The organism is Paraburkholderia sp. BR10954 (genome assembly GCF_040965775.1).
Lineage (GTDB): Bacteria > Pseudomonadota > Gammaproteobacteria > Burkholderiales > Burkholderiaceae > Paraburkholderia > Paraburkholderia youngii.
Genome location: NZ_JBFRCK010000001.1, coordinates 37442 through 64413, shown reverse-complemented (window position 1 = coordinate 64413; position 26972 = coordinate 37442). Strand labels below are relative to the sequence as shown.

31 protein-coding genes are annotated in these 26972 nt (G+C 65.1%); 13 read left to right on the top strand and 18 right to left on the bottom strand.

What is annotated here, in order from left to right:
• Nucleotides 1–53 precede the first annotated feature (53 nt).
• The gene (locus AB4Y34_RS00280) at nt 54–1343 is read left to right on the top strand and encodes an FAD-binding oxidoreductase (RefSeq protein ID WP_176379356.1); all 1290 of its coding nucleotides are present in this window, start codon (nt 54–56) and stop codon (nt 1341–1343) included.
• Nucleotides 1344–1448: 105 nt separating this feature from the next.
• Complete coding sequence (locus AB4Y34_RS00275; protein ID WP_176379355.1) at nt 1449–2204, top strand: TetR/AcrR family transcriptional regulator; 756 nt, start codon at nt 1449–1451, stop codon at nt 2202–2204.
• 111 nt (nt 2205–2315) lie between these two features.
• Here AB4Y34_RS00275 and AB4Y34_RS00270 read toward each other — a convergent pair whose 3' ends face one another.
• The 3 genes from AB4Y34_RS00270 to aroQ are packed head-to-tail and all read right to left on the bottom strand — an operon-like array spanning nt 2316 to nt 5148.
• Complete coding sequence (locus tag AB4Y34_RS00270) at nt 2316–3683, bottom strand: MFS transporter (RefSeq protein WP_368591288.1); 1368 nt, start codon at nt 3681–3683, stop codon at nt 2316–2318.
• A gap of 50 nt (nt 3684–3733) precedes the next feature.
• Nucleotides 3734–4696 carry a shikimate dehydrogenase gene (locus AB4Y34_RS00265; protein WP_368714875.1) on the bottom strand — a complete coding sequence of 321 codons (963 nt, stop codon included), beginning with the start codon at nt 4694–4696 and terminating at the stop codon, nt 3734–3736.
• Nucleotides 4693–5148 (bottom strand): type II 3-dehydroquinate dehydratase, encoded by a 456-nt coding sequence (aroQ, locus tag AB4Y34_RS00260; protein WP_176106530.1) that lies wholly within the window; start codon nt 5146–5148, stop codon nt 4693–4695. Before aroQ ends, AB4Y34_RS00265 begins: the two co-directional genes overlap by 4 nt.
• Before the next feature lie 318 nt (nt 5149–5466).
• On the opposite strand from aroQ, the gene AB4Y34_RS00255 reads away from it, so the two are divergent.
• The 3 genes from AB4Y34_RS00255 to AB4Y34_RS00245 all read left to right on the top strand — a co-directional run bounded on the left by AB4Y34_RS00255 (nt 5467) and on the right by AB4Y34_RS00245 (nt 8299).
• Nucleotides 5467–7356 (top strand): bifunctional sugar phosphate isomerase/epimerase/4-hydroxyphenylpyruvate dioxygenase family protein, encoded by a 1890-nt coding sequence (locus AB4Y34_RS00255; protein WP_368714874.1) that lies wholly within the window; start codon nt 5467–5469, stop codon nt 7354–7356.
• 202 nt (nt 7357–7558) lie between these two features.
• Nucleotides 7559–7891 carry a hypothetical protein gene (locus tag AB4Y34_RS00250; RefSeq protein WP_176379349.1) on the top strand — a complete coding sequence of 111 codons (333 nt, stop codon included), beginning with the start codon at nt 7559–7561 and terminating at the stop codon, nt 7889–7891.
• Nucleotides 7892–8044: 153 nt separating this feature from the next.
• Nucleotides 8045–8299, top strand: coding sequence for a hypothetical protein (locus AB4Y34_RS00245; RefSeq protein WP_176106533.1), 255 nt, complete (start codon nt 8045–8047; stop codon nt 8297–8299).
• A gap of 72 nt (nt 8300–8371) precedes the next feature.
• Here AB4Y34_RS00245 and AB4Y34_RS00240 read toward each other — a convergent pair whose 3' ends face one another.
• The 7 genes from AB4Y34_RS00240 to AB4Y34_RS00210 all read right to left on the bottom strand — a co-directional run bounded on the left by AB4Y34_RS00240 (nt 8372) and on the right by AB4Y34_RS00210 (nt 14239).
• On the bottom strand, nt 8372–8701 hold the full coding sequence (locus AB4Y34_RS00240; RefSeq protein ID WP_176106534.1) for a hypothetical protein: 330 nt from the start codon (nt 8699–8701) through the stop codon (nt 8372–8374).
• Between the two features lie 17 nt (nt 8702–8718).
• The gene (locus AB4Y34_RS00235; RefSeq protein WP_176120213.1) at nt 8719–9486 is read right to left on the bottom strand and encodes an AraC family transcriptional regulator; all 768 of its coding nucleotides are present in this window, start codon (nt 9484–9486) and stop codon (nt 8719–8721) included.
• A 158-nt stretch (nt 9487–9644) separates the two neighbouring features.
• On the bottom strand, nt 9645–10937 hold the full coding sequence (locus tag AB4Y34_RS00230) for an NAD(P)/FAD-dependent oxidoreductase (protein WP_368714873.1): 1293 nt from the start codon (nt 10935–10937) through the stop codon (nt 9645–9647).
• A complete protein-coding gene (locus tag AB4Y34_RS00225) occupies nt 10934–11209 on the bottom strand; it encodes a (2Fe-2S)-binding protein (RefSeq protein WP_368714872.1) in 276 nt (91 codons plus the stop codon). The genes AB4Y34_RS00230 and AB4Y34_RS00225 overlap by 4 nt, the downstream gene beginning before the upstream one ends.
• Complete coding sequence (locus AB4Y34_RS00220) at nt 11202–12353, bottom strand: NAD(P)/FAD-dependent oxidoreductase (protein WP_368714871.1); 1152 nt, start codon at nt 12351–12353, stop codon at nt 11202–11204. Before AB4Y34_RS00220 ends, AB4Y34_RS00225 begins: the two co-directional genes overlap by 8 nt.
• Nucleotides 12350–13306: a 4-hydroxyproline epimerase gene (locus AB4Y34_RS00215; RefSeq protein ID WP_176379344.1), complete on the bottom strand. Its 957-nt coding sequence runs from the start codon at nt 13304–13306 to the stop codon at nt 12350–12352. The genes AB4Y34_RS00220 and AB4Y34_RS00215 overlap by 4 nt, the downstream gene beginning before the upstream one ends.
• A 225-nt stretch (nt 13307–13531) precedes the next feature.
• On the bottom strand, nt 13532–14239 hold the full coding sequence (locus AB4Y34_RS00210) for a response regulator transcription factor (RefSeq protein ID WP_368714870.1): 708 nt from the start codon (nt 14237–14239) through the stop codon (nt 13532–13534).
• 292 nt (nt 14240–14531) lie between these two features.
• Between AB4Y34_RS00210 and AB4Y34_RS00205 the strand changes: the two genes are divergently transcribed.
• Together AB4Y34_RS00205 and AB4Y34_RS00200 are read left to right on the top strand one after the other, a co-directional pair.
• Nucleotides 14532–15833 carry an MFS transporter gene (locus AB4Y34_RS00205; RefSeq protein ID WP_176379342.1) on the top strand — a complete coding sequence of 434 codons (1302 nt, stop codon included), beginning with the start codon at nt 14532–14534 and terminating at the stop codon, nt 15831–15833.
• 157 nt (nt 15834–15990) lie between these two features.
• Nucleotides 15991–17451 (top strand): MFS transporter, encoded by a 1461-nt coding sequence (locus AB4Y34_RS00200; RefSeq protein ID WP_368714869.1) that lies wholly within the window; start codon nt 15991–15993, stop codon nt 17449–17451.
• Between the two features lie 22 nt (nt 17452–17473).
• On the opposite strand, the gene AB4Y34_RS00195 is transcribed toward AB4Y34_RS00200, so the two are convergent.
• The 6 genes from AB4Y34_RS00195 to AB4Y34_RS00170 form a co-directional block, all read right to left on the bottom strand.
• Nucleotides 17474–17746, bottom strand: coding sequence for a hypothetical protein (locus AB4Y34_RS00195; RefSeq protein ID WP_368715157.1), 273 nt, complete (start codon nt 17744–17746; stop codon nt 17474–17476).
• A gap of 61 nt (nt 17747–17807) precedes the next feature.
• A complete protein-coding gene (locus AB4Y34_RS00190; RefSeq protein WP_176379340.1) occupies nt 17808–18242 on the bottom strand; it encodes a DoxX family protein in 435 nt (144 codons plus the stop codon).
• 102 nt (nt 18243–18344) lie between these two features.
• The gene (locus AB4Y34_RS00185; protein ID WP_176379339.1) at nt 18345–18752 is read right to left on the bottom strand and encodes a VOC family protein; all 408 of its coding nucleotides are present in this window, start codon (nt 18750–18752) and stop codon (nt 18345–18347) included.
• Complete coding sequence (locus tag AB4Y34_RS00180; protein ID WP_176106544.1) at nt 18749–19219, bottom strand: RbsD/FucU domain-containing protein; 471 nt, start codon at nt 19217–19219, stop codon at nt 18749–18751. Before AB4Y34_RS00180 ends, AB4Y34_RS00185 begins: the two co-directional genes overlap by 4 nt.
• A 62-nt stretch (nt 19220–19281) precedes the next feature.
• Nucleotides 19282–19563 (bottom strand): hypothetical protein, encoded by a 282-nt coding sequence (locus AB4Y34_RS00175; protein WP_368714868.1) that lies wholly within the window; start codon nt 19561–19563, stop codon nt 19282–19284.
• Nucleotides 19564–19585: 22 nt separating this feature from the next.
• On the bottom strand, nt 19586–19954 hold the full coding sequence (locus AB4Y34_RS00170; protein ID WP_176379337.1) for a nuclear transport factor 2 family protein: 369 nt from the start codon (nt 19952–19954) through the stop codon (nt 19586–19588).
• 342 nt (nt 19955–20296) lie between these two features.
• On the opposite strand from AB4Y34_RS00170, the gene AB4Y34_RS00165 reads away from it, so the two are divergent.
• The 6 genes from AB4Y34_RS00165 (at nt 20297) to flhC (ending at nt 24151) form a co-directional block, all read left to right on the top strand.
• Nucleotides 20297–20602 (top strand): type II toxin-antitoxin system RelE/ParE family toxin, encoded by a 306-nt coding sequence (locus AB4Y34_RS00165; RefSeq protein ID WP_368714867.1) that lies wholly within the window; start codon nt 20297–20299, stop codon nt 20600–20602.
• A complete protein-coding gene (locus AB4Y34_RS00160) occupies nt 20599–20901 on the top strand; it encodes an addiction module antidote protein (protein WP_013092181.1) in 303 nt (100 codons plus the stop codon). Before AB4Y34_RS00165 ends, AB4Y34_RS00160 begins: the two co-directional genes overlap by 4 nt.
• Nucleotides 20902–21073: 172 nt before the next feature.
• Nucleotides 21074–21922, top strand: coding sequence for a helix-turn-helix domain-containing protein (locus AB4Y34_RS00155; RefSeq protein ID WP_176379335.1), 849 nt, complete (start codon nt 21074–21076; stop codon nt 21920–21922).
• A 41-nt stretch (nt 21923–21963) separates the two neighbouring features.
• A complete protein-coding gene (locus AB4Y34_RS00150; RefSeq protein WP_176379334.1) occupies nt 21964–22500 on the top strand; it encodes a GNAT family N-acetyltransferase in 537 nt (178 codons plus the stop codon).
• A 746-nt stretch (nt 22501–23246) separates the two neighbouring features.
• Nucleotides 23247–23567 (top strand): flagellar transcriptional regulator FlhD, encoded by a 321-nt coding sequence (gene flhD, locus AB4Y34_RS00145; RefSeq protein WP_018434215.1) that lies wholly within the window; start codon nt 23247–23249, stop codon nt 23565–23567.
• A 14-nt stretch (nt 23568–23581) separates the two neighbouring features.
• Nucleotides 23582–24151, top strand: a complete 570-nt coding sequence (gene flhC, locus AB4Y34_RS00140) for a flagellar transcriptional regulator FlhC (protein WP_176106550.1) — start codon at nt 23582–23584, stop codon at nt 24149–24151.
• A gap of 153 nt (nt 24152–24304) precedes the next feature.
• Here the strand turns inward: flhC and AB4Y34_RS00135 are convergent, their stop codons facing one another.
• Complete coding sequence (locus AB4Y34_RS00135) at nt 24305–25633, bottom strand: Nramp family divalent metal transporter (protein WP_368714866.1); 1329 nt, start codon at nt 25631–25633, stop codon at nt 24305–24307.
• 58 nt (nt 25634–25691) lie between these two features.
• Nucleotides 25692–26843: an acyl-CoA dehydrogenase family protein gene (locus AB4Y34_RS00130; protein WP_368715156.1), complete on the bottom strand. Its 1152-nt coding sequence runs from the start codon at nt 26841–26843 to the stop codon at nt 25692–25694.
• Nucleotides 26844–26972: the final 129 nt, after the last annotated feature.

Here is a 26972-nt window from a genome sequence, read left to right as displayed (position 1 = left end):
ACGGCGACACGCGATTGCCGCTAACCTAGGGCGTGTCCACGAGCTCGCGCCCCATGCAAAGTTTCTACGAAGCCACCGTCACCCGCTCCTCCGCCTATGCGCCCCTCAACGGCCGACGCAGCGCGCACGTCTGCATCATCGGCGGCGGACTCGCGGGGCTCTCCACTGCGTTGGGACTCGCCGAGCGCGGCGTCGAAGACGTCGTCGTGCTCGAAGCGCAGCAGGTCGGCTTTGGCGCATCGGGACGCAACGGCGGCTTCGTGTTCGGCGGCTATAGCCTCGATTGCGCCGACCTGCTGAAGACGCTTGGGCCCACACGCGCGCGCGAACTCTACGCGCTGACCACCGACGCGGTCGAGCTGATGCGCAAACGCATTGCGCGCTATCGGATCGATTGCGACGCAACCGATGCCGGGGTGATCCTCGCGAACTGGTTCGACGAACCAGCACGTCTCGAAGCGCAACGGCGTCTGATGCGCGATTCGTTCGGCGTCGACTGGGAACCCATCGCTGCCGACGAACTCGCCGCACAACTGAAAACGAACCGCTATCACGGCGGACTGTTCGAGCGCAACGCGTTCCATTTTCATCCGCTCAAGTACGTCCTCGGCGTCGCCGCGGCGGCCGCGCAAGCGGGCGTGACGATCCACGAGCGCTCGCCGGTCGTCGGCTTGCGGCACGACGGCGCGGGCTTCGTCGTAGAAACACCGCAAGGCGCGCTCGACGCGCGTCATGTCGTGATGGCGGGCGGCGGCTATGCGCGCAACGTGTACGCGCGCGTCGAGCGCGCGGTGCTGCCGATCGCCACCTACGTGATGGCGACCGAGCCGCTCGGCGACCGCTTGCACGACGCGATCGCGACGCGCGCCGCGGTCTACGACACCCGCTTCGCATTCGACTACTACCGGCCGCTGCCCGATACGCGCATCCTGTGGGGCGGCCGCATCTCGGTGCGTAATCGCGAGCCCGAAGCGATCGCGCATCTGCTGCGGCAGGACCTGCTGAAGGTCTATCCGCAGCTGCGCGACGTACGCATCGGGCATGCGTGGGGCGGGCTGATGAGCTACGCGCGGCACAAGATGCCGCAGATCGGCCAGAGCACGGACGGCGTCTGGTACGCGGTCGGTTTCGGCGGACACGGCATGGCGCCGACCACGGTGTCGGGCGAATTGCTGGCCGCGGCGATCTGCGGTGAACGGCCAGTGCCCGATGCATTCGCGAGCTTCGGCCTCACGCGCACATACGGCGCGCTCGGTCTCGCGGCCGCGCAGCTCACGTACACCGCGATGCAAACACGCGACGCCCTCGCCGCGCGCCGCCGGCCCGCGCGACCGGTCGCGTAAGCGCCACCCAGGCCCCTCCGAAATACCTGCACCGATGCCCGAGACCCGCGCCAGAGGCCCATTTCGCCATGCTAGAATGCGCCGTCACTGCCGCTCGAAACCACAATGAAAAAGGGAAGCAAGGCCGCCGAGCCTGATACCAACGGCATCGTGTCCGGCGCACCGCACGCCGACGCGCGACGTACCGACACCAAGCGAGCCGACGCCCGGCGTGTTGAAGCCCGGCGTGCGGACGCCCCACGCAAATACGATCCCGAGCAGACGAAGCGCAACATCCTCGACGTCGCGACCCAGGAGTTCTCCGCGATGGGACTGACGGGCGCACGCGTCGACGCGATCGCGGAGCGCACGAACACCACCAAGCGCATGCTGTACTACTACTTCGGCAGCAAGGAAGGGTTGTACCAGGCGGTGCTGGAAAAGGTGTATGGAGACATTCGCGCGCTCGAACAGGATCTGCACATCAGCGAACTCGATCCGGTCGAAGGCATGCGCGCGCTGGTCGAATTCACGTTCGACTACCACGACCGGCAGCGCGACTTCGTGCGCCTCGTGACGATCGAAAACATTCACGGCGCGAAGTACGTCGAGCAGGTCAAGACGTTCAAAGGACGCAACGTCACTGTGATTCACACGATCGAAGATCTGCTCGCGCGCGGCATCGCGGCCGGCCAGTTCCGCAGCGACATCGATCCGATCGATCTGCATCTGATGATCAGTTCGCTGTGCTTTCATCGCGTGGGCAACCGCCATACGTTCGGCACCGCGTTCGGGCGCGATCCGTCGCATCCTCGATTGCGCGCGCGGCATCGGGCGATGATCGTCGATGCGATCTTGCGGTTCGTGAAGAAGGACGATTGACGCCGGTTGCGTAGCGACCGGCTGAAAATGAAAAACGGGATGTGGCTTTCACCACATCCCGTTTTTTTCGCTTCGACACCCGTCACCTGAAGCGACGTCTCAACAGGAAGCCTAATCCGCCAGCACGATCCGCTTGATATCGCCGACGATGAAGATATACGACAGCGCGCCGATCAACGCGATCACACCGATGAACACCAGCGCACCGACGAACGAACCGGTCGCCGCGACGATCAGGCCGACGACCAACGGCGTCACGATACCCGCCAGATTCGCGGCGAAGTTGAAGATGCCGCCGGTCACGCCGAGCAGGCCTTCGGGCGCGATATCCGACACCAGCGTCCAGCCGAGCGCGGCCATACCTTGCGCGAAGAACGCCACCGACAGAATCGCGATCACGACCACGTTGCTCTCGACATAGTTGGCGAGAATGATCGTCGATGCGAGCAGCAAACCGGCGATGATCGGCAGCTTGCGCGCGACGTTCGGCGATTTGCCGCGACGCAGCAGCCAGTCGGAAAACACACCGCCGAACATCACGCCGATCGACGCCGCAATGAACGGCATGATCGCGAAGAAGCCGATCTTCAGCCACGCCATGTGACGCTCGGTGGCGAGATAGGTCGGGAACCAGGTGAGGAAAAATACCAGCGTCGAATTGCCCGCGAACTGGCCGAGGCAGATGCCGGTCAGCTGACGATGCTTGAGCAGCTGGCCGATCGTGCGCCATTGAAAGCCGCTCGTCTTCGATGCCGCCGTATCGGCCGCACCCGCGACATCCTTGTGGCGTTGCGTGAGACCGCCGCCCGCCTCGATATAGTCGAGCTCTTCCTGATTCGCCGACGGATGATCGCGCGGCTCGCGATACATCAGCCACCACACCACGCCAAACGCGATACCGACGCCGCCGACCACGAGGAACAGCGAGCGCCAACCGAACGCGCCCATCAGCATGAACAGGAACGGGCTGAAAAACGCGAGGCCGATATATTCGCCGACCGTGTAGGTGCCGGTCGCCATCGCGCGTTCGCTTTGGGGAAACCACGTGGCGACCACGCGGCTATTGGTCGGGAAGCACGGTGCTTCCGAAACGCCAAGGCCGAGACGGAACGCGAACAAGCCGGCGATGCCACCCACGAGCCCCTGCGCGAGCGTGCACAGGGACCAGAACGTCATCGACAGGAAGTACGTGAGCTTGCTGCCGAAGCGGTCGAGAAACAGGCCGCCCGGAATCTGCGAAGCCACGTAGCTCCATGAAAACACGGAGAACAGCAGGCCCATCAGCGCGGCGTTGATGCCAAGCTCCTTCGTCAACTGCGGCGCCGCGATGCCCAGAACGGTGCGGTCGAGATAGTTGATCATCGTGCCGACTGCGAGCAGTCCGAGGATCTGATAACGGGCTTTCGAACGGCGCGCGGGGCTGGCCGACTTGCTCTGCGCGGGCGAGCCCGCGGAACTGGATTGGAACGATTGCGTCATGTCGTACTGGTCTCCTCGATCAGCTTGGATGCCGGTCTCTACGCGGCCGGTTAGCGTTGCAACAGCGATTGAAAATGGGTGTAGACGCGCTCGGCGTCCGGCTCGAGCCCCGTAAAAATGCGCATCGCGTCGACCGCCTGGTAGACCGCCATGCCGCCGCCGCTCAGCGTGCGGCAGCCGAGCGCCTCGGCTGCCTGCAGCAGCGCCGTGCGAATCGGGAAATAGACGATGTCGGCAACCCACAGGTCGCGGTGCAGCAATTCGGCCGGCAGCGGCAGGCCGGGCATTTTAGCCATGCCGGTCGGCGTCGCGTGAATCAGCCCTTGGGCGGCGGCGAGCGATTCTTCGAGCGAGGTGCCCGCGCTGACCTTGGCTTTCGGGAAACGCGCCTGCAATTCGTCGGCGAGCGATTGCGCGCGGGCGGCATCGACGTCGAACAGCGTCAGCGACTGCGCGCCCATGTTCAGCGCCGCGTGCGCGACCGCCGCGCCGGCGCCGCCGGCGCCCAGTTGCACGACGCGTTCCAGCGATACGTCCGGCAGGCCGCGCTGAAACGCGCGCGCGAAACCGGACCAGTCGGTGTTGTGACCGATACGCTTGCCGTCCTTGAACAGCACGGTGTTGACCGCGCCGAGCGCGCGGGCGTCGTCGGACAGTTCATCGAGCAGCGGAATCACCGCCTGCTTGCACGGATAGGTGATGTTCAGGCCGTTGTAACCCATCCGTTCGGCCGCAGTCAGCAGCTCCGGCAGCGCGGCGGTATCGAGCTTCTGCGCATCGAGATCGATGCGTCGGTACACGTAATGCAGACCGAGTTTGCTGCCCTCTTCCTCGTGCATTGCGGGCGTGAGCGAACCGCTGATGCCCGAGCCGATCAGTCCGACCAGAAAGGACTGGGGCGTGGCCCGCAAACTCGCCTGCGCATTGGCCAACGCGGCGATCTGCGCGTCGGTCCGGGGCTTTTCCTGAGTGTTCGCTTGGGTGTTCGCTTGAGTGTTCGCTTGAGTGTTCATTTGGCCGCCCTATTCTTAAGAATCGTCGCCATCCGTTCCAGCGCGAGCACATAGCCCTGCGTGCCGCACCCGACGATGATCGCGTCCGCCACCGCCGACACGTACGAGTGATGCCGGAACGCTTCGCGCCGATGCACGTTCGAAATATGCACCTCGACGACGGGCTTTTCGATCGCCGTCAGCGCGTCGGCGATCGCGACCGACGTGTGCGTGTACGCGGCCGGATTGATCACGATGCCGTCGACCTTGGTGCGCGCCGCGTGCAGCCAGTCGATCAGTTGATGCTCGGCGTTCGACTGGCAGAAGTCGATCGCGAGGTCGAGGCGTTCGCCCGCGTCGCGGCACAGCTTCGCGACGTCGTCGAGCGTTTCCGAGCCATAGATGGCCGGCTCGCGCGTGCCCAGCAGATTGAGGTTCGGTCCGTTCAGGACCAGTACGGAGGCAAAGCTCATGACAACGACTCCCAGAAAATAAAGCGCGACTCGAACCGCGGCACTCGCGACGGTTCTTCGACGCATGGCGAAGTGTGCGCTCATCGGCCGTCAGCGTCATTCGGGGTTTCTACGAATTTGTACCATCTAGTTAGTTTGTATAGACTGTCGAAACTCCCAGCTAGCGTGGGGCATTCTGGTCCGCGTCTTGCTACAGTGCGTAACGAAGTAGCTCATTTTGCGCATTGCAGCAAGCCCGGGAAGAAGCGTCCATAGGCGCGCCGCAGTGGTTTGTCTCCTTGTTTCCCCTTCGTTTGTCCGTCTTTGCAGGAGCCGTTCATGCAACGTTCGATAGCCACCGTGTCGATTAGCGGCACCCTCATCGAGAAGCTGAGCGCGATCCGCGCGGCGGGCTTCGAAGGTGTCGAAATCTTCGAGAACGACCTGCTGTATTTCGACGGCTCGCCGGCCGACGTGCGCCGCATCGCCGACGACCTCGGCCTGAAGATCATGCTGTTCCAGCCGTTTCGCGATTTCGACGGCGTCAGTCCCGAGCGGCTCGAGCGCAATCTCGACCGCGCGAAGCGCAAGTTCGACGTGATGCATGAGCTCGGCACGGACCGCATCCTCGTGTGCAGCAACGTGTCGCCCGAGACGATCTGCGACGACTCATTGATGATCGACCAGTTGGGCGCGCTGGCGCGCGCGGCCGAAGCGGCCGGCGTGATCGCCGGTTACGAGGCGCTCGCCTGGGGCAAGCACGTGAAGACCTACCGCCACGCGTGGAAGCTCGTCGACGCCGTGAACCATCCGAGCCTCGGGCTCGTGCTCGACAGCTTTCATACGCTTTCGCTGAACGACGCGCCCGACGCGATCGCCGACATCCCCGGCGAGCGCATCGCGTTCGTGCAGATCGCGGACGCGCCGAAGCTCGCGATGGACGTGCTCGAATGGAGCCGCCACTACCGCTGCTTCCCCGGCCAGGGCGACTTCGACCTCGCGAATTTCACCGCGCAGGTCGTCAAAGCCGGCTACAAGGGCCCGCTCTCGCTGGAAATCTTCAACGACGGCTTTCGCGCCGCCCCCACCACGATTACGGCCGCCGATGGCCATCGCTCGCTGTTGTTCCTCGAAGAGCAAACTCGCGCGCTGCTCGAAGAGCAGCCGCCGCAGAAAACGACGGGCGAGCTGTACCGCTCGCCCGCCGCACCCGCGCACGTCGGCTACCAGTTCCTCGAATTCGCGGTCGATCACGCCACCCGCGCGCAACTCGCCGACTGGCTCGGCAAGCTGCGCTTTCGCCAGGCCGGCCAGCATCGTTCCAAGGACGTGACGCTGTATCAGCACGGCGCGGCATCGATCGTGCTGAACGCGGAGCCGGATTCGTTCGCGAACGCGTTTTTTCAGCAGCATGGCTTGTCGCTGTGCGCATCGGCGTTTCGCGTCGACGACGCGAGCCAGGCGTTCGAGCGCGCTGCCGGCTTTGGCTACTCGCCGTTCTCCGGCCAGATCGGGCCGAACGAGCGCGTGCTGCCGGCCGTGCAGGCACCGGACGGCAGCCTCAACTATTTCGTCGACGAAACGCCGGATCAGCCCACGCTGTTCGAGGCTGATTTCGTGCTGACTGACATCAACGGGCCGACCGAGGTGGGACCGCTCGAGCGCATCGATCACGTGTGCCTGTCGGTGCCGGCGAGTGCGCTCGACACGTGGGTGCTGTTTTTGCGCACCGCGTTCGGCTTCCAGGCCGAGCCGGGGGTGCTCGTGCCCGATCCGTACGGCCTCGTGCGCAGCCGCGCGCTGCGCAGCGCCGACGGCTCGGTGCGGATCGCGCTGAATGCATCGGTGGATCGCCACACGGCGGTGGCCGAAGCGCTGCACACTTATCACGGCTCGGGACTGAACCACGTCGCTTTCAGTACCGGCGACATCTTCAGCGCGATCCCCGAGTTCGTCGCCGACGGCGTGCCGGTCCTGCGCATTCCGCGCAATTACTACGACGACCTCGCGGCCCGCTACGCGCTGTCCGACACGCTGCTCGAAGCGATGCGCGCGAACAATATCCTGTACGACCGCGACGAACGCGGCGGCGAGTTTTTCCACGCTTATACGGAGCAACTCGACCAGCGCTTTTTCCTCGAAATCGTCGAGCGGCGCGGTGGTTATGACGGCTACGGCGCGGCCAATGCGGCGGTGCGGCTCGCGGCTCAGGCACAGCGCCGCAAGTAACGGGCAGGCAGACACCCCAGGCGCGGCGGCGCCTTCGTCCTTGGAAAGTCGCTGCGACGATACGGATTTGGTGTTTCAGGTACGCGATTTGCGCGCTCAATCGGTCAGTTCGCCGTCTCGATATAATGGCGGCTGTTTTGGGGTCCAGCCCGCGCGACGCGTGGACCCGCGGCCGAATCGCCGAATCAACGCCAGGAGAGATATGAAGAAGTTCGCTGCAGTCCTGTCCCTTTCGCTGCTTCTCAACGCTTGCGCGTATTTCCAGAAAGACCCCGATTCCGGCGAACCCGTCACGGACACGACGACGCAGCGTTCCGTCGACGACGTGGTCGCCTGTCTGACGCAGTTGGCCAATCACCACAACGCCGCGTTCAGGTCGACCGGCATCCCGCAAGGCCAGATGCTCGATTTCGGCGACTCGAACATCATCAAGGTTCGCAGCGACAATGGCGCGACAACTTACCGTTTCTATGCGGGCAAGCGTCATGTAAGCAACCTGTGGATCGAATCGGCAGCCAAGACCTGCGCGCCATAAGGCTTGGTGGCGCATAAAGGCGAAGTTGCGGGGGCCGGAATCTGACCCATTGCAACGTTCATGTCACGGTGTTACAGGACAATGGAGTCTTAAGAATCGTTTAAGACTTCGTCCGCAACATCCCCGGACATGTCCCCGCACGAGGTGCGCTCCATGAACCAGCCCGAACCGAATACCAACGAAACGCCGGCCAAGCGGCCCACTATCCTGCGCCGTCTGTTGAGCCATCACGAACTCGCGACGCTGCTGCTGCTGTTGCACGCACCGATCGATGCATCCGCAAAACCCGAAATTCCGCAGCTTTACGAAGCAGGTCTCGTCGAGACCGTTTCGAACGACGCGGGCACGCAGCATATCCGCCTGACGTCCGAGGGTAATGCGGTGTTGCGGGGGCTTGGAGTGAAGTAAAGCACGACCATCGTAACGATTTGAGGCCGCGGCGACGATCGACGTTACCGCGGCCTTTTTCCTTCAAGCCTCTCAAGCCTGCCACACCCCATACCCCGCCTCGCGCAATCCGATCGCCAGCTCCACTTCCATATCCTGCGCGCCGCGGTAAGGCATCGGGTTGAACACTTCGTACAGTTCGGGCATCAGACGCAAGCCGTAGTCGCGCACATATCGATTCGCCTGAACGCCTGCCTTGTGCCGATCGAAGCGCAGGTCCGGGTCGAGCCCGGTCATGCCGACGTACACGCACGGCTTGTCGAAACGGTAATCGGGATTCGCGCGACGAAAGCGCGCCTCGCTCCACACCTTGTCGTCGAGCGCGACGACGTACACGTAATAGTGATGTCCGCGACCGGCCATGACACGCCCGACGCCGCTCAGCCGCGCAGCGTGCCGTGCAGCAACATCCGGTATTCGGTCGGTGTGACGCCGACGGTCGCCTTGAATTGCCGCGTGAACGCACTGTGATCGGTGTAGCCGCAACGCGCGGCGACGTCGGTGACCTTGTCATGCGAAACCAGCAGTGCGGTCGCCGCATCGAGTCGCGTTTTCAGGAGCACCTGGCGCGGCGTCAGATGAAACACCTTGTGAAAGTAGCGCTCCAGTTGCGCGACCGACATGTCCGCCATCGCCGCAAGCTGCTTCAGGTTCAGCGGCTGCACGTAATTTTCCTGGATCGACCGCACGACGGCCGCAAGCCGGCTGTAGGCCGGGTGGCTGCTTTCGTCGGCTTTCAGATCGCGGGAGATGCCGGCAAGGCCGACGACCTTGCCGCTCGCATCGCGCAACGGCTGTTTGCAGGTCAGGCACCAGCCCGGTTGACGGCCCGGATACAGATGCAATTCGAGCTGATCGAGCATCTGGTTGCCGACGCCGATGATCGCCTTGTCCTGCGCGGTATAGATGCGCCCGAAGCGGCGCGGAAACACGTCTTCCGCGGTCTTGCCGAGCAGCGCCGCCTTTTCCTTGAAGCCGCAACGCGAAGCGAGCGTGCGGTTGACGAGCGCGTAGCGCGCGTCCGCGTCCTTCACGAAGAACACGACATCCGGCATTGCATCGAATACCGGCTCGAGCAACCTGAAATGCGACAGCATGCCGGACAGCGTCGTATCGTCCGGTTCGAGCGGATGAGCCAGCGTGTTCATCGTGCGGTTCCGTTTGTGCGTGCCTGGTTGATTGCGTTGGGTTGCGTTCGCGGATTACTGCGCCGGTGCGACCGCGCAGCCTGCTCGTGCAGTCGATAGCGATCGATTATAGAGCGGCGCGCCGCCTGCCAATATCTGTCGAGGGTAGCGCGGAGCCGTCACAGCGCCGCTGTCGGCGGCTCGGCGGCGCTCATCAGCGTGCCAATTTGCGCCGGGCTGAATGGCGGACGCGGCGCGGCGGCCGGCCAGCCGAAGTACAGGCTCGCGGCCGCGCCGCAGATGCGCCCCTGGCAAGGGCCCATGCCGCAGCGCGTCTGCAGCTTCGCGTCACGCCAGTCGGCGCAGCGGCGCACCTCGCCGACGCTCACGTCCTCGCAACGGCACAGCAGCGTCGCATCGGCAGGCGGCGTGCGAGCCGCCTCGCCCAATGCGAACGACGCCGCGACGCGCGCGCCAAAGCCCCGCCAGCGCGCGCGCTGCGTAACGAGCGCCGCCAGTGCGGCGCGTTGGGTAGCCACCGCGCCGCTCGCCACGAGACCGGCGATCTCGCCTTCCGCGCAAGCGAGTTCCGCGCCGCCCACGCCCGTGCACTCGCCCGCCGCATAAACGCGTTCGAGCGAGGTGCGCTGCCCAGCGTCGACGGCGATTTCGCCCGCGTCGTTGATCGCGCAGCCGAGCGCCTGGGCAAGCGTGACATTCGGCAGCAGTCCGTAGCCGCACGCGACGCGCTCGCAATCGAGCGTCACGTCGCGCTCGCCGCGCCGGATCGTCACCTGCTCAACGCGCTCGGCGCCGCGGGCTTCGCGCACGATGCTGCCGCTCCAGTAGCGCAGTCCCGCGAAGCCGCGCGTGAGACTGAACGCCTGACGCAGCTTCGCAGGCTCGCGCAGCAGCGACACGCCGAACCGCGCGACCTTCGCAGCCGATGCCTGCTCGACCACCGCGATCACATGCGCGCCGGCCTCTCGCGCGGTGGCGAGCGCCGCCATCAGCAGCGGGCCGCTGCCGGCGATTACGATGCGTTCGCCGCGCACCGGCATGCCGCCTTTGATCAGCGCCTGCAATGCGCCCGCGCCGGTCACGCCGGGCAAGGTCCAGCCGGGAAACGGCAGAAGACGCTCGCGCGCGCCAGTCGCAAGAATCAGCCTGTCGTAGGTGATCGATACGCCGCCTTGTTCGGCGGATTCGAGCAGCAAAGCTTGAGCGCCGAGCGGCGCGATCACGCGCGTCGCTGGCCAGTAAGTGAAGTTTCGCTGCGATAGCAACGCCGCGAGCAACGCATGCAGCGGCGCTTGCGGCGGATAGCCGGGCCCCTGGCGCCAGATCTGGCCGCCGGCGCGCGGGTTGTCATCGATCTGCGCGACCGTCGCGCCTGCCTGCGCCGCCGCTCGCGCGGCATTGAGCCCGGCCGGACCACCGCCGATCACCACGATGTCGAAGTGCCGCGTCATGCGTGTACTGTCCCGTTTCGTGTCTGCACGCGCTGGCCGTCGCGGCACAGCGTCTGGCACGCGAGCACGTGCGAGCGACCGTCGATCGTCACGCGGCACTCCTGGCACACGCCCATCCCGCATAGCGCGGCGCGCGGCTCGCCTTTGACCGACAGACGCGAGCCGCGGATGCCCGCAATAGCGAGCGCAGCGGCCACGATCGTGCCGGGTTTCACTTCGATGCTGCAACCGTCGACCGTCAATCGGATGCTAGCCGCGTCAGGGTCAGTCATGGGCCACCTGTTCAGCAAAACGGACCGGCAGATAAGGTTCGAACGGAATCGGCGCGGCGTGGCCCGCGATCTGCGCGGCGAGCAGTTTCGCGGTCGCGAGCGAGGTCGTTACGCCAAGCCCTTCGTGACCGACCGCAAGCCACACGCGGGACGTGGAACCGGATCCAACTTCGGGCGCAAACTCGCCGGCCGGTCCGATCAGCGGCAGGCCGTCCGGCGACGCCGCACGAAAGCCCGTCCACGCGCGAATGCCGCTGAGCGTCGGCAACGCCGGCAGATACAGCGCTGCGCGTTGCAGCATCTGCGCGAGCACGGGCATCTCGACGGCGGGATCGGTCGTTTCGAATTGGCGCGACGAGCCGATCAGCAATTGCCCGGTCGGACGCGGCTGCGCGTTGAACGCGACCGACGTGCCGGTCGCGTGATGTGCGCTCTTGATGTAGCCGAGCTCCAGCAGTTGATGACGGATCAGCCCCGGGTAGCGGTCGGTGATGAGCAGATGGCCTTTCTTCGGCTGCATCGGCAGCGACGGCAGCAATTGCGCCGCGCCGAGGCCGTTCGCGACGACCACGTGCGCCGCGCTGATGCACTCGCCGCTCGCCAGCGTCACACCGCCCGCATCGATCGACATGACCTGCGCACCGAGCCGCACACTGATATTCGCCGCGTGCGGCGATTGGGTGAGCAGCCATTCGGCAGTGGTCGGCGCATACACGATGCTGTCGTGCTCGATGCGCAAGCCGCCGGCCATCGATGGTGCGAGCGCCGGTTCGCAGGCGCGCAACCCGGCTGCGTCGAGCAGTTGCGCGGCGACGCCTTGGCTTCCAAACGCCGCATGCATTGCGCGCGCGGCTTGCCACTCTTCGTCGTCGGCTGCGACCCACAGTGTGCCGCAGCGCGCGAACGCGTCACGCGCGCACAGCTGCGGCGCGAGTTCGAGCCACAGCTCGCGCGAATAGCGGCTCAGTGCGAATTCGGCGGGCGAGTCGTTCATCACGACGATGTGGCCCATGCCGGCCGCCGTCGCGCCGCCGCCGATGCGCTGTGCGTCGAGCACGTCGACGCACATGCCGAGCGCGGCCAGTTCCGCCGCGCACGCGGCACCGACGATACCCGCTCCGATGATCAGCGCGTCCGGGCTCATGCGGTCCGGATACCCCACGCGAACGGATCGCGCTCATCGAAACACAGACGCCCCTCGGCCATGACGTGCGCGTGACCGGTGATGGTCGGAATCACATGGACGCCGTCGCCCGCGGCGCGATAGCTCGCCTCGAACACGCTGCCGATGATGCTCTCCTGGCGCCACACCGCGCCTTCGGCGAGCTTGCCGTCGGCCGCGAGACACGCGACCTTCGCGCTCGTGCCGGTGCCACACGGCGAGCGGTCGTACGCATTGCCCGGACACAGCACGAAGCTGCGGCTGTCGAGGCCCTCGCGCGAGCCCGGTCCGAACAGCTCGATATGGTCGATCAGCGCGCCGTTCGCGCCGGTGATGTTCTGTGCGATCAGCGCGTCGCGAATCGCCGAGCTGAACGCCGTCAGGCTCGCGATGTTCGCGGCTTCCAGCTCGTGGTCATGCTCGGCGACGAGGAAAAACCAGTTGCCGCCCCAGCCGATGTCGCCGGTCAGCACGCCATAGCCAGGCACGTCGACTTGCACGGCCTTGCGGTGACGATACGCGGGCACGTTGCGCACCGCGACGCCGCCGTCTTCGTTCAGCGCCGCCTCGACCACGCCGACCGGCGTTTCGATGCGGTGCCGTCCCGGCCCGATTCGCCCCATGTGCGCGAGCGACACGACGAGCCCGATCGTGCCGTGCCCGCACATGCCGAGATAGCCGACGTTGTTGAAGAAGATCACGCCGGCCGCGCAGCTCGGATCGCCGGGCTCGCAGAGCAGCGCGCCGACCACCACGTCCGAGCCGCGCGGTTCGGTGACGATGCCGGCACGCCACTCGTCGAAGCGGGTGCGGAAAACGTCGAGCCGTTGCGCGAGCGTGCCGCCGCCCAGATCCGGGCCACCCGACACCACGAGGCGGGTAGGCTCACCGCCGGTGTGCGAGTCGATGATGTTGAGGGTTTTCATGTCGCCCATGGTAGGAATCGCGGGCGGGTGGGTCTTGGTGCGCGTGCGCGCGGATTGAGACGATTTCGGCATACCGGGACGATGCGTGATCCGCCGCGCGCGCGGCGCGGGGAACGTCCCGCTATTCGGTATCGGCGCCGACAAACATCACTCCGGACACGGCACCGAACGCCGCTGGCCAGCCCAACGGCCGATGACGCGGATTTCAGCATATACCCGGCCGACTGCAAATCTTCACCCCCCGAGCACAGGGTCGCCGACCCGCAGCAACCGGTAGCCGCTCCTGTATACAGGTTGCAGCCGGAAACCATTACGCGGCTCGATCGCGAGCAGCAGACGCAGCCGCGACACGTGACTGTCGATGGTCCGCGTGTATTCGCGCAGTTCGCGGCCCCACACCGTCGCGAAAATATGGTCGCGCGACATCACGCGATCGATGCTGGAAAAGAGCAGCACCGCGATCCGGTACTGCGTGGGCGACAACGGCACCGGCTCGCCGCGCAGCGCGACGGCCCGGCGGACCGTGTCGAAACGGTAAGGGCCGATCTCGAAGCAGGTCGCGGCGCTGAAGCTCACCGGGTAAGCGCGCCGCAGCAGCGCCGCGACTCGCGCGCGAAACTCGGCGTCCCGCAACGGCAACGCGAGGTATTCGTCGGCGCCGCCAGCGAGCGCGCGCACCATGCTTTCCTCCGACCTGTCGTTCGACACTAACATGATCGGCACGTGCTCGCCTGCCACGACGCGCATCGAGCGCAACAGGTCCGCGCCGGCGGGCCGCGTATCCTGCCAGTCGAGCACCAGCAGATCCATCGTGGAGTGCACGAGCGATTTCGACATCGCGCGGCCGTCGTCATACGCCGCGCAGAAATGGCCGGCTCTCACCAGCATTGATTCAATGGACCGACGCATGACCGGGTCACGCTGAAGGACAGCAACGCGCATGGAATGAACTCTCGATAAGGACTCGCGAGCCATTCTCCGGGACGCACCCCGATCTCTCCCTTCGGAGCATTCCTAATTTCCGCGCTTTCTTCGCTCAATTGGGCGCTTCCGCGGCACTTCCCCTTTCATCCTGTAAAATCCGCGCCGGCCTCAGTCGTCAGCGCGCCCGCCCTATCCGGACGGCGCGCCTGTGTTCCGTGCTCTACCCAGCGCTTGCCACACTTCTCGCCCGACGACCGCCGTATGTCCACGCGTGACCCGCGTGGCTCCCAATTCAACGATAGACATGGCAATGCAAGCAACAAATCTGGGTGGAGCACAGGCTGTCACCCCACGCCCGCTTGGGCACAGCGATTACAAGACACTCGGTCTCGCCGCGCTCGGCGGAGCGCTCGAGTTCTACGACTTCATCATCTTCGTTTTCTTCGCGCCGGCGATCGGCCAGCTGTTCTTCCCGGCGGCGATGCCGGACTGGCTGCGCCAGGTGCAGACCTTCGGCATTTTCGCGGCCGGTTATCTGGCGCGGCCGCTCGGCGGCATCATCATGGCGCACTTCGGCGACCTGTTCGGCCGCAAGCGCATGTTCACGCTGAGCGTGCTGCTGATGTCGGTGCCGACGCTGCTGATGGGCCTGATGCCCACCTACGCGAGCATCGGCGTGCTCGCGCCGGTGCTGCTGCTGCTGTTCCGGGTGATGCAGGGCGCGGCGGTCGGCGGCGAAGTGCCGGGCGCATGGGTGTTCGTGTCCGAGCATGTGCCCGGGCGGCACGTCGGCTATGCGTGCGGCACGCTGACGGCCGGCCTCACGGCCGGCATTCTGCTCGGCTCGCTGATCGCGTCGGCGGTCAATCGCCATTTCACGCCGGCCGATATTTCCGATTTTGCGTGGCGTATTCCGTTCCTCATCGGCGGCGTGTTCGGCATGTTCTCGGTGTATCTGCGCCGCTGGCTGCACGAGACGCCGGTATTCGCCGAGCTGAAGCAGCGCAAGGCGATCGCCGCGGAAGTGCCGCTGAAGGCCGTACTGCGCGATCACGGCCGTGCGGTGATCGTGTCGATGCTGCTCACGTGGATGCTGTCGGCGGCGATCGTCGTCGTGATCCTGATGACGCCGACGCTGCTGCAAAAGCAATTCCACATCGAGCCGGCCACCGCCCTGCTCGCGAACTGTGTCGCGACGCTGTGCCTGACGATCGGCTGCGTGATGGCGGGCTCGATCGCCGGACGGATTGGCGCGGGTCGCACGATTTTCGTCGGCGGCGTTGCGCTTGCAATCACGTACTACGTGATGTTTCGCCAGTTGGCCGTCGACACATCCCTGCTCGTCCCGCTGTATGCACTGGCCGGGCTGTTCGTCGGCGTGATCGGCGCAATTCCGCTCGTGATGGTCCGCGGATTCCCGCCGGTGGTGCGCTTCTCGGGCATTTCGTTCTCGTACAACGTCGCGTACGCGGTGTTCGGCGGTCTGACGCCGATCGCCGTGTCGCTGATGATGAAGTCGAACCCGCTGGCCGCGCCGCTGTATGTCGCGGCGATCTGCGTGCTGGGCGCGCTGACCACGCTGTTCATCAAGGACGCGCCGCGGGGGCGTTGAGCCGACGCCGGAGCTCGCTTCGTCGATCCGCATCCAGCGCGTCGACGAGGCGCTCCGCGACGGCGCGGCCTTCGACGCGCCGTCGCTCGCACGGGCGACATCCATACTTCACGCCACACCGAAACGTGGCACGCTGCATCGGGCATACGATGCAGTCATGAACTCATCCACACCCTCCTTTTCGCCCGCCCTCGGCCGCCTTCTCGCGACCGTCAGCGTCGGCTTCGTGGTCACGCAACTCGACGTGACCATCGTCAATATCGCGCTGCCACGAATCGGCGCGGATCTGCACGCGGACGTCGCGGGACTGCAATGGGTCGTCGATGCGTACACGCTCGCGTTCGCCGTACTGATGCTCTCGGCCGGCGCGCTCGGCGACCGCTTCGGCGCGCGGCGCATGTATGCGTGCGGAATCGTGCTGTTCGCGCTGGCGTCGCTGGCCTGCGGGCTCGCGCTCGACGCCCCGATGCTGGTCGCCGCACGCGCGGTGCAAGGCATCGGCGCGGCCGCGATGCTGCCGAATTCGCTCGCGCTGCTCAATCAGTCGTTCGGCCACGAACCGAAGCTGCGGGCGCGCGCGGTCGGCCTGTGGACCGCGTCCGGCGCGATTTCGATCGCGGCCGGGCCGGTGGCCGGCGGTCTGCTGATCGCCGCGTTCGGCTGGCGCAGCATCTTTCTCGTCAATCTGCCGATCTGTGCGGCGGGCCTGCTGGCGACGCTGCTGTGGATTCCGCATCCGCAAACCGCGCAGCGCGGAGCGCCCGCCGCCGCTCGCGGCAACACCGGCGCGATACCGCGCGGCATCGATCTCGGCGGCCAGTGTCTCGCGATCGTCGCGCTGACCGCGTTCGTCGCCGCGGTGATCGAATGGCGGCCGCTCGGGCTTGCGCATCCGCTGGTCGCCGGCGGCTTCGTGCTGGCGCTGCTGGCGGCGGTCGCGTTCGTGTTCGTCGAAGCGCGTGTCGCGAGCCCGATGCTGCCGCTGTCGCTGTTCGGCACGCGCACGTTCAGCGCCGCGGTGCTGTTCGGTATCTGCGTGAACCTGACGTACTACGGCATGGTGTTCGTGCTGAGCCTCTACCTGCAGCGTGTGCGCGGCTACACGCCGCTGCAGGCGGGCCTCGCGTTCCTGCCGCTGACGGGCGGCTTCCTGATCTCGAACGTCGCGAGCGGCTGGGTGATCGGCCGCCTCGGGGTGCGCGTGCCGATGATTCTCGGTGCGATCACGGCCGGTCTCGGCTACGGCCTGCTGCATCTGGTCGATGCCGACACGCCGCTGATTGGCCTGCTGCTGCCTTTTTTGCTGATTCCGTCGGGCATGGGACTCGCGGTGCCCGCGATGACCACGGCGGTGCTCGCATCGACCGAAGCGCGGCGTGCGGGCACGGCGTCGGCGGTATTGAACACGGCGCGCCAGGCCGGCGGCGCAGTAGGCGTGGCGGCGTTCGGTGCGCTCGCGGGCGGCGCCGCCGCGACCCAGATCGTGCCGGGGATGCAGGCGGCGACGGCTATTTCGGTGGGATTGCTGGTGCTGGGTCTCGTGCTTGCGTGTTTCGTGCATCCTGAGCCGCACGCGACGGCATCGTCGGGACGCGGGGCGAGAGCCGCGAGTAAGTAAACGGTGCGTGTCACGCAGGCGCCTATAGCGACGCTTCCTGAATCGTGCCGGTATCGATCGCGCGCTCGATCAGGCCTTCGTTGCGCGCCTTCGCAATCGCATCGGCGACCAGTTTTTCCGGGTCCTCGATCTCCGCCTTCAGCGTACCGATGAATCCGGACGCATCCAGAACCACCAGCGTCTTAGCAGAATCGGCGAGGCTGATGATCACGCGATGCGGCGTCGCCCCTTCGCCGAGACTCGCGCACAGTTGCGTGAGCTTGCCGCCGATCATTTGCTCGAAGTTCTGAATCATCATCTGCTCCCTTGATTGGCGCGGATTGGAACCCTGCTGGTAGCAGGATCCGGGCCGCGCCCTACAGGCCGCCGAGTCCGCTGCGCGGCGCGCGCGCGTTGTCGACGCTCAGACGCCCCGCGCCAGTGACGAACAGCAGCAGGAAACCGCCCGCGATTCCGATGTTCTTCCAGAAATGAATCACCATGTCGTGCTGCAGCGCGGGGTCTGTGATATTCCAGAAGTCGTGGCCGAGCACCGCGGTCGCGACCGTATACACCGCCATGATCAGCGCGAGCGGTCGCACCTTGAAGCCGATCACGAGCAGCAGGCCGCCGAGCACCTCGACCGCGGTTGCGATCGGCGCGGCGATCTGCACGAACGGCACGCCCTTCGAATGCAGGTAGCCGACGAAGCCCGCATAGCCCAGCAGCTTCATCACCCCGCTCCACAGGAACAGCACGGAAAGCGCAAGACGGGCGATGAAAATAATGCCGAAATCGACGGGACGCGACATGGGGGACTCCTGTAATGAATAAGCAGCAGACCCGAATAGACGGGCTCAGTTCCCCGCCTCGCCCCTGAGCATATGTGCAATGGCGACGATTTCCAAGCCCGCTCAGGCTTGTGGATAGGTGGCGACCTCGATCAGGTTGCCGTCCGGATCGCGGCAATACACCGAGGTCATCTTGCCGCGCGCGCCGTCGCGCTCCACCGGCCCCGCCTCGATCGCTACGCCTTGCGCGAGCCAGTGCGCCTTGACTTCGTCCGGGCTCGCGGTGGTCACGAAGCACAGGTCCGCCGTGCCCGGCACCGCCTCGCGCGACGTGAACCAGACGACGGTATCGGCCGACGCGGGACGCAGATTGATCTTCTGGTTGCCGTAGGTCATCGCCACGCGCATGCCGCTGCGCGACATGAACTCGGTGCGTCGCATGCCGAGCATCCGCGCGTACCACGCCGCGCTCACTTCGACGTCAGCGACGTTCAGAACGAGATGATCGAGACTGTCTAGCTGGAAGCTCATGGTTGTGCGTGCGGCGCGTCCGGCGCGAGCAACACGCCCTTAGTGAACACGAAGCAACCATAGCCGCGCTCTTCGCCTGTCGCGATCACGCAGTATGCGCGGCGCGCACGCTCGTAAAACGCGAAGCGCTCGATCGACACGAAGGGCACCTCGCGCCCCTCGCCCGCATTGACTTCGGCTTGCGCTTCGCGCTGCACCGCGGGAATCGCGTGCGGCTCGCCCACGACTTCCATGCGCGACGCGGGATGCTCGATGAAGGTGTCGAGCGGCAGCACCGACAGCACCGCGCGGATCGCGCGCGGCGAACTGACGCCGTCGAGGCGCAGCGGCCTGCCGAGCACGGTCTCGCGCGCGACCGCGTCGGCCGGGAAGTTGGCGTCGCAGATCACGAGCTCGTCGCCGTGGCCCATCGAGCGCAGCGCGTGCAGGATATCGGCGTTCAGCAGCGGGTCCAGATTTTTCAGCACGGGGTCTCCTGGTCGTTCGGTTGGGAACATGCCGCGGCGGTGAGGACGTGCGTGTCACGCAATCATCCGCACGACGATCGATTGTAGCAAGCGCGTCGCGGGTCTTGCGGCGCTGCGCTCGCACCGCATTGCCAGCGCAGCCATCCGACCAGAGCGAGCAGCACGAGCCCCGCGCCGCCGAGCACCGGCTCGCGCCAACCGAACAGTGCGATGAACATGAACGCCCGCGCGCCGCCGAGCAGCGCAAAACCGGCGATCGCGCTCGATACCGCATCGAGCGCGGCCGCGACGCGCAGCAACGCGAGATGGACTTGTGCGGGCCTGACGGCGGCGGGGTCGTGCATGATCGTCTCCGTGAAAAGCGCCTCAGGCGGCGCCGGGGGTTTCGTCGAGGAAACCGGTGACCGCTTGCAAGCGTCCATGCGCGTCCACCACGCCGAAGTCCGAGCCCTTCACGATCGCCTCGCCGGCGGGCGTCGTCAGTGCCCACGAGAAGCGCAGACGATTCGCGAAGCCGTCGACGTCGGTCGTGCGGCGAAACGTGTGATGCGGAAAACGCTCGTGCACCGCGCGGATCATCGCGTCGATGCCATCGTGGCCCGCCCCCGCCAGCAGCGGGTCGCGATAGTCGGCGTCGGCGCTCCACGTGGCCGCAATCAACTCGCGACGACGCGCACCATCGGTTTCGTTCCAGGTATCGAAATAACGGTCGATCAGATCGGTATGTGCATTCATCTCAAACTCCTCGATTGGCAGGACTGAGCACTTCGCGCGTCATACGCATCGCATGCGGCGGGCTCGGAGTGAAGATTGACGGTTCGCGTGCATTGCGTCGATTACGTGGGAGGTAATCAAGCGGATGCAGCGTCTTTCACTGTCCTTCACGCCAAATAGGCCATTCGGCCGAGTCGTCAAGAAACCTTCGCATCGCTAACCTCACGAAGCCTGCCGATGACATCGAGAGGCAGGCAATGCAATGAACAGGAGGACGGCTTGGACCGCTTTATCGAGACACTTTTTTCGCTTGCGCGACCGTATCCTCGGGGATACAATCATCCGCAGATCGAAACACCGCGCGTGTACACGATCAACTGCACCGATGAATTCGATCGTTGGCTTCACGGCCTCACCGACCTCAAGGCCAAGGCGCAAATTCTCGTGCGAATCCGGCGCGCGGAACGCGGGCTTTTCGGCGACACGAAGTTGCTGAAAAACGGCGTGTTCGAGATGCGCATCGATTGCGGCCCGGGTTACCGGGTCTACTACGCGCGCGAGGGGCGCATGATGTATCTGCTGCTGTGCGGGGGTAACAAGTCCACGCAACAGGCCGATATCAGGCATGCCGGAACAATGTGGGCAACCATCAGAAAGGAACGGTCATGAGCAAGATCAAAACCGCACGCTTCGACGCATCGAAGTACCTCGACAACGACGAAATGGTCGCGGCCTACCTGAACGCCGCGCTCGATCAGGGCGACTCCGATCTGCTGCTCGCCGCCATTGCGGACATCGCCAAGGCACGCGGCATTACGAAGATCGCTGCGGCAGCGGGCCTGGGCCGCGAAAGCCTGTATAAGACACTCGCGCCCGGCTCCAAGCCACGCATGGACACGGTCCTCAAGCTGGCGAGTGCGATCGGCGTCAAATTCACCGCCGTGCCGCTGCGCCTGGCCGCCGCCTGAGCGGGGCGCCGCGCTGGCCACGGTGTCGCCCGCGTTCGCGCTTGGCGGCCGGGGCCGGCGCAATCGTTGATGTGAATCGATGGTATCGGCCGCACGTCGCGTTGGTTGAAATTGGCGGGGCATTACCTCTCAGGTAATCGATTGCTTGCACGCTTTGACTATCATCGGTGGCATGAACACACTCTCTATCGCACAAACGGCTCCGTCATCCCCGTCGAGAGGCACTCGGGCGGTCGGCGAACTTCTCCGCGAATGGCGGCAACGGCGGCGCAAGAGTCAGCTGCTGCTCGCCACGGAGGCCGACATTTCGACGCGCCATCTGAGCTTTGTCGAATCGGGGCGCGCGCTACCGAGCCGGGAAATGGTCATGCATCTCGCCGAGCGTCTCGACGTGCCGTTGCGCGCGCGCAATGCCCTGCTCGTCGCGGCCGGCTACGCGCCGCTGTTTCGCGAACGTCCGCTCTCCGACCCGCAGCTCTCCGCCGCGCGCGAAGCCGTCGAACTTGTGCTCAAGGGGCACGAGCCCTACCCGGCCCTCGCGATCGACCGGCATTGGACCATCGTCGCGACCAACAATGCGCTTGCGCCGTTGTTGAGCGGCGCGAGTCCCGAATTGCTGAAGCCGCCGGTCAACGCGCTGCGACTGAGCCTGCATCCGCAAGGCATCGCGGCGTCGATCGTCAACTGGCATGCATGGCGCGAGCATGTGCTGGCCCGGCTGCAACGGCAGATCGACGTCAGCGGCGACGACACGCTGAGCGCGCTGCGCGACGAGTTGGCCGGCTATCCCGCGCCGCCTGATGCAGACGCGTCGATGCCGGACGACGCAGTCCTCAACCAGATCGCCGTGCCATTGCGGCTGCGCACGCCGCTTGGCGTGCTGTCGTTTTTCAGCACTACCACGGTGTTCGGCACGCCGGTTGACGTTACGCTGTCGGAACTCGCTATCGAGGCGTTCTTTCCGGCGGATCAGCAAACTGCGGCCGCGCTGCGCGAGTTTGCCGAACACCAGCGCGGCTAGTCCCCCGCGTACCCCGTCCCGACTCACCACGAACAAGTGATATGTCCGTCAACGCCGACACCCTGCTCATACGCCAACTCGGACCCACCGACCGGGACGCCTATTTCCAGTTTCGTCTGCGCGGGCTGAAGGCGCACCCCGCTTCGTTCGGACAAAGCTACGACGAAGCGCTCGCGAAAGGCGCCGCGCAGCATGACGCGACGTTGCTGGGCTCGGAGGCGGAAGGCTCGTTCCTACTCGGCGCGTATGCATCGGCGGATGCTCCGCTGATCGGCGTCGTCGGTCTGCTGCGCAACCAGGCCCACAAGGAACGGCACAAGGCGAACGTCGTCGGCATGTATGTCGCACAGGAAGCGGCTGGTCGTGGGGTCGGGCGTGCGCTGCTCAGCGAGTTGTTGACGCGCGCCGCACGCGTCGACGGTTTGCGGCAGGTGCAACTGACGGTGGGTAGCCGCAACGACGCGGCGCGCAAGCTGTATGAATGGCTCGGCTTTCGCAAATATGGATGCGAAGTCGGCGCGTTGGACGTCGACGGCGAATTCCATGACGAGGATCTGATGGCGAGATTCCTCGCATAGCGCCCCGGAAGCACTGACGGCGCCCCCCCTGAGGCCGATTCCGGTGCCTCGGCAAGGCTGTAGATATCGGCGCCCATCGCAGCAACATATCTGTCAGGCATCCTGCACGGCTCTGGCTCCTCGCCGTCCTCGTCGGCAATGTAATCGGCACACATTTGCGACCGCTTTTCGGTCTCGGGGCCGAACGAATCCGCCCGTCCACCTGCCAACCGCACCGAGCCGTTACAAATCCCGCCGTGGCTTGCGCAGTTGTAACTGGGGGCGCATCTTGCCGTTACATCGCTCATCCGTCCCTCGCCCCAGGCGCAAGACGAGTATTTATTACCGTCTATTCCATCGCTTTCCATTTCCTTTCCAATTCAAAACGAATTTTCCAATCGCCGCACGGTGGCAGATGCGTGGCGCGAACAAGTACGCTCGGCGCCCATCCAGCAAGGGTTTTCATGGATTAGAGGCGACTCTCGAAAGGTTAAAAATCCACTTGGCATCATTCATTACAACGGCGTGAAAAAGTTACCGAAAAATGATGTGGTTTTTTGAGATATTTTTTTGTGGAGGGATTGATTTCTGGTTTTACCCTTCATACAATTCGTCCCGAGCTGTTACGAAATGTAACGTCTTGTATCAAATGTTCGCTGTCTGTAGCAGGTAGCAACATGTAGCCGGAGGCAGCGTTTCCGGCGAGGCAGAAAAGACATAACGGCGCAAAGCCGACATAGAAATTCGGGGCTTCGGAAACAGAGAAAATGGACCGTAGCAGCGAGACGCTGGATTCAATCCGCGAGATCAATTTGTCTTACATCATGCTCGCACAACGCATGTTGCGCGAGGACAAACCGGTCGGAATGTTCCGGCTGGGACTGTCGTCGGAACTGGCTGATTTGCTTGCCGGGCTGTCGCTCGCGCAAATCGTCAAACTGGCCTCTTCCGACCAGCTTTTGTGCTTCTTCCGTTTCAACGACCACGCGATGCTGTCGGCGTTGACGCAAACGACGAAGCACGCCGCAGTCGCACCGACCCACACGGCGATCCTGCTTGCAGGTCAGCCCGCCGAGCAATTTGCCTGATCGAGATGACTGCAATGCTCAAGCGAAGCCTGACCGAAGATGCACAGGAAGTATTTCGCGCGATCGCACTGATCGAGCTCGGCGCCCGCATGCAGGTGCTCGAGAGCGAGCTGACGCTGTCGCGCGACCGTATGATCCGCCTGTATCGCGAGGTCAAGGGCGTATCGCCGCCCAAGGGCATGCTGCCGTTTTCGGCGGACTGGTATATGACGTGGCTCGCGAACATTCACGCGTCGCTGTTCTACAACACGTACCTGTTCCTGAAGAACGAAGCGCGCTGCTCGCATCTCGATGCGCTGACCAAGGGATATCGGTTGTATCTCGAACATTGTCAGCACAGCGAAACCGAGCCGGTGCTCGATCTGACGCGCGCGTGGACGCTCGTGCGTTTCTTCGACGCGGACATCCTGCAGCTGACCAGGTGCTGCCGCTGTACCGGCAAGTTCGTCGCGCACAAGCACGACCTGCAGCACAACGTCGTATGCGGCGCGTGCCAGCCACCGTCGCGTGCCGGCAAGACGAAGAAGGCAGCCGCCGCGCGCCGGGAAGCGCTCGGTGCGGCGCAGGCCGCGCAGGCCGCCTGACCGTTCGAGGCGCCCGTCGCGAGACGCGGCCAAGCCGATTCCGATTCAAACCGAAGCTCACGTGGATCCGCGCAGTGATTGAACTGCGCGGATTTTTTTCGCCTGCGCGCCGAGCCAACCGGCGTTGCGAATAAGTCCTCGCCGCCGGTCAGATCAACCGACCAGCCCCACCGTCTGGACCACGAGCCACAGATTCGCGGCACTAATCACCACAAACAGCGTCCACACGAGCAGCCGCGTCGGCAGCGTGTTGGCGAACTTGCCCATCAGCGAACGGTCGCTCGTCATGCGGATCAGCGGATAAAGTGCGAACGGCAGTTGCAGGCTCAGCACGACCTGACTCGCGACGAGCAGTTGGCCGACAGCGCCATTGCCGAGCATCCGCACGCCGATCAGCGCCGGAATCAGCGCGAGCGCTCGGGTGATGAAGCGCCGCTGCCAGCACGGAATCTTCATCTTCAGGAAGCCTTCCATGATGACCTGCCCCGCCACCGTGCCGGTGAACGTCGAGCTTTGTCCCGACGCGAGCAGCGTGATCGCGAACAGGAACGCGGCGAAGCCGGTGCCGACGATCGGCGCTAGCAGCCGGTAGGCGTCCTCGATCTGCGTGACCTGGTCGTGGCCTGTCGCATGAAACGCGGCGGCCGCGAGAATCAGGATCGCCATGTTGATCAGCGCCGCGAGCACGAGCGATGCGATCGTGTCGATACGCGACATGCCGATCGCCGAGCGGATGCTGGCCGAGTCGCGCTTCACCGCGCGGGTCTGCACGATCGACGAGTGCAGATACAGGTTATGCGGCATCACCGTGGCGCCGAGAATGCCGATCGCGAGATACATCGGCTCGCGCGAATTCAACGCCTGCCACGACGGAATCAGCCCCTGCGCGACCGACGGCCAATGCGGCCTGACGAGCGCAAGCTCGATGATGTAGCCGACGCCGATCGTCGCGATCAGGCCGAGCATGATCGCTTCGAGGTCGCGAAAATTTTTGCCCTTCAGGCCGAGCACGATCAGCGTGTCGAACGCGGTGAGCAACACGCCGGTGGTCAGCGAGCAGTTGAACAGCAGATGAAACGCAAGCGCGCCGCCGAGCACTTCGGCGAGATCGCAGGCGACGATCGACAGCTCCGCGAGCAGCCACTGCGCACGCGCGACGCCTGGCGAATAGCGCGTGCTCGACAGTTGCGCGAGGTCGCGCCCGGTCGCGATGCCGAGCCGCATGCTCAGGCATTGCAGCGCCATCGCCGCGAGGCTCGACAGCAGCACGACGAACAGCAGACTGTAGCCGAAGCGCGAACCGGCTTCGATCGCGGTGGCCCAGTTGCCCGGGTCCATATAGCCGATCGATACCAGCAGGCCGGGCCCCGCGAATTGCAGGATCTTTTTCCAGAACGGCGCGCCCGCGGAGACGGCCACCGAACCCTGTACCTCGGACGGGCAGAACGGCGCTGTGGCGGTTGTAGGTAGTTTGAACAGCAAGCCGGAAATCTCTCGGGAGGAATCGACGCGACGCCTCGGGCGGGCGTCGCAAACGGCCTCAAGTGTACAGAGAAACTTCCGGCAATGTCCCGCTAAGCGCGTAGCGGCCGACGTCGCGCACGCGGTAGTCGAGCGGATCGTGCAGCGTGTGCACGCGCGCGTTGCGCCAGAATCGATCGAGCGCGAGCGGCGCATGAGTCGCGCGCGCGCCGCAGGCGTCGAAGAGTTTTTCGCCGATGTCGAGCGCCGCCCGATGCGCGACGATCTTCGCTTCCGAGGTCGCGAGCGCGACCCGCGCACGGCTCTCGGCATCGAGCGTTGGGCGTTGCTGCCACGCTTCGTCGAGCGCGTTCGCGGCGCGCAAGGCCAGCGCCGCGGCGCTGACCGTCTGGATATGCATCTCGCCGAAGCGCTGGATCAGGTAGGGGTCGTCGGTCGCTTTGGCGACGCCGGACGCGATCCACGGCCGGCCATGTTCGTGCACGTAGGCTCGCGCCTCTTCCAGTGCACCCTGTGCGATCCCGACGAACAGATTGGTCAGCACCTGTTGCGAGATCAGTGTGCGCAAGCTCGCGCGCGGCGTGTCGGGTCGTTCGAGCACCTCGTGCGGCTCGACCCTGACGCGCGCGAACGACACGCTGCCGCTGTCGGTCTGCCGCTGGCCGATCGGGTCCCAGTCGTCGTGAACCGTGATGCCTTCGCGCGTGGTCGGCACCGCCGCGAATACGGGTTTGCCGGTCGATGGATCGTGAGCGGACACGGTCATCATCTGCGAGCCGCGCGTACCGGAACAGAAGCCTTTCTGGCCGTCGAGCAGGTAGCCGCCGTCGTGCGTCGAAGTAGCGATGAGGCGCGTATCCAGCGGATTCACCGCATTGCCCCACCACCAGCGATGCTCGACGGTGCCGCGCAGATATTTCTCGCGCTGCCGTGAATTGCCCCACAGGTCGATGCTGACCACCTGCAGACAGGTGAAGCCGACCAGATGCGCGAGCGCGCTATCGACGCGCGCCAGTTGACGCACCACGTCATAAATCGCGGACCAGCGCGCGCCAGCACCGCCGAATTCGCGCGGCACGGCGAGCGTCAGCAGGCCCGCGTCGGCGATCCACTGCTTTTGCTGCGCGGCATGACCGCCTTCGCGATCGCGCTGCGCGGCGCTCGCGCGCAACGCGGCTAGCAGTGTGGTGAGGTCGCGCGCGCAATCCATATGCTGCTGCTCGCTAATCTGCGCGATGCCGTCATGCACGAAAGTCACTGGTTTGCCCTAGGGTCGTCATTGGCTGGATCGGACGATGATAGGGAGCCGCGCGCACGTGGTCTACGAAGCGATTTGCAC